Genomic DNA, 2,278 nt, shown 5'->3' on the forward strand with positions numbered 1-2,278 from the left:
CCGCGCCGGGTGTCGTCGATGTCGGTCAGTTGCCCGGCCGCGTCATACACATACGCGCGCTTGAGCAGCGTGCTGTTGTCGTCGCTACGGCCCAGCAGCTGTTCCTGCAGGCGCCCCATCGGATTCCAGCTCTGGGTCTGCAGCAGATGGTTGCCCTGATGACGCGCCACCTCGCGGTGCAGGTCGTCACGCTCGTAGCTGAGCAGGTCGTGGTCATCCAGGCGCAGGCCCAGCAGATGGCCGCTGCCGTAGGTCAGCCAACTGACCCGATGCCCGTCCGGGCGCACCGTCGCCACACGCTGGTTGAGCACGTCGTACTCGTGCTTCCACACCGCAACCACCGGGGTCTGCAACCCGAGGTAATGCTGGTGCTCACGCACCAGGTTGCCGGCCGGGTCGTGGAACCACTGCACACGGCTCTGATCGTTGCTGGCCATGATCAACTGGCCGTTGCCGTCGTAGGCGAACGTCTCTCGCTGGCTCAGGTTGCTCTGGCTGCTGAGGCTGGCGCTGCGCTCGGCAAGCCGCCCCATGGCGTCGAAACGCAGGGTGATGCTGCGCTCGCCATTGACCGTGCTCTGCAGCCGGCCGGTGGACGCCTCGTAGGTGTAGCGCGTGGCGCGGCCGTCAAACCCTCGCTCTCCCAGCAAGCGGCCCATGGGGTCGTAGTGGAAGTGCGCACGGCGTTCGTTTTCATTTTCCAGGGCCGTCAGGCGCCCCAGCGGGTCCCAGTGGTAGCGCAGGGTCTGCTGCGCTGCGTCGACCCGCTCGTTGATCAGGCCGGCCGCGTTGTAGCTCCAGGTGGTGCAGCGATCCAGTGCGTCGAGGTGTGCCAGCAGGCGGCCCTCGGCGTCACGCTCGAAACGCTCTTGGGTCTTGTCCGGGTGCGTGATGAGCGACAGTTGCCCGGCCTTGTAGGCGTACTGGGTGGTGTGCCCGGCCGCGTCGGTGAACTGCACCAGGTTGCCGTGCTCGTCGTAGTCCCAGGCACTGACCTTGCCCGAGCAGTCGGTGTACTTCAGCAACTGGCCGGCGGCGTTGTACGCCATGGCCTTTTCATTGCCGTGGGCATCCTTGATCGCCGTCGGCAGGCCCGCTGGGGTGTAGGCGTACTCGGTCTTGTTGCCCAGCGGATCGGTCGCTTCGAGCAGGTGGCCGCGCTCGTTGTAGTCGCGCAGCCACAGGCCGCCTTCGGCATCGCGGATCTTGATCAGCTGGCTCTGGTCGTCATAGGCGTAATGCACCGTGGTGTGGTCGGCACGAATGTGCTGCAGCAGGTCCCCGCAGTCGCTGTAGCTGTAACGGTCCTGGGTGCCATCGGGGTGCACGTGCCGGATGATGTTCTTGGCCGGGTCGCGGAAGAACCATTCACTGCGATCGTCCGGATGGCGGATGCGGTAGGTGTAGCCCAGCAGGTCGTAGTAGTGCCAGGTCTCATGGCCCAGCGCATCGGTGACGTAGGTGAGCCGGATGTTTTCGTCCCACGCCAGGCGCGTGTCGAAGCTGCCGTCATCCGCCCACTCGCGCACCGCCCTGGCATCGGCGCCGGTGCCTTGCCATTGCAGGTTCATGCCGCGCCCGGTGCGGTCGGTGTAACGCGTGATCAGGTGGTGCTGGTACTGGTAGTTCCAGGCCGCGCCCTGTTCGTCCTGCGCCTGGCTCAGGTCGCCGGCCGCATCGTAGTGATAGGCGCACAGCTGGCGCAGCACCTGCCCGTCGCGAATCTCCCACAGGCCGCTCAGGCGCCCCTGCTCGTCGAGCATCGTGCCCAGGTGCAGGTGCACCTCGGTCAGTTCATCCTGATAGGTGATCAGGTCCGACAGTACCGGCTGATCGTTGTGGCGGTATTCGTGGTGCAGCATGACGCCCGCGCCATTGCGCAGCACCACCTGCTTGAGCAAAAAGCGATCACCGTGGCGGACGTAGGTTTCCTTGCGATCGTAGCCCCGGCACAGCAGCAACTGATGCTCGCTCGTGCGAATCAGCGTGAAATTTTCGACTGCGTCGTAATGCGCGCCCCTGACCTTGGGCAGCGGGTAGTCATGGCTGCGTGCATCGGCGTCATGGAACACCAGGCCGTCATCGACACAGTCGAACCGCGTGGTAAACGCGGTGATCCAGCGCGCGCCCATCACGTCGTGGTCGTAGGCATCCAGCGCCGAGCAGTAGGTGCGCGTCCACTCCAGTGGAAACGGCCCCGGCAGGCTGAAGTCGGTGTGCTGCAGCGACTCGGCGCCGGTGGCGAAGCTGATGCTGTTGCAGGTGCCCGGGCAGGCGC

Annotated in this window: 1 protein-coding gene; it reads right to left on the reverse strand. The window is 65.5% G+C overall.

Annotation, left to right across the window (positions count from 1 at the left end):
• Positions 1-2,278 (reverse strand): DUF6531 domain-containing protein (locus KUO17_RS26375; RefSeq protein ID WP_255263817.1); only part of this gene is annotated, 2,278 nt, incomplete at both ends.

This window comes from Pseudomonas aegrilactucae, assembly GCF_019168305.1.
GTDB classification, from domain to species: Bacteria; Pseudomonadota; Gammaproteobacteria; order Pseudomonadales; family Pseudomonadaceae; genus Aquipseudomonas; species Aquipseudomonas aegrilactucae.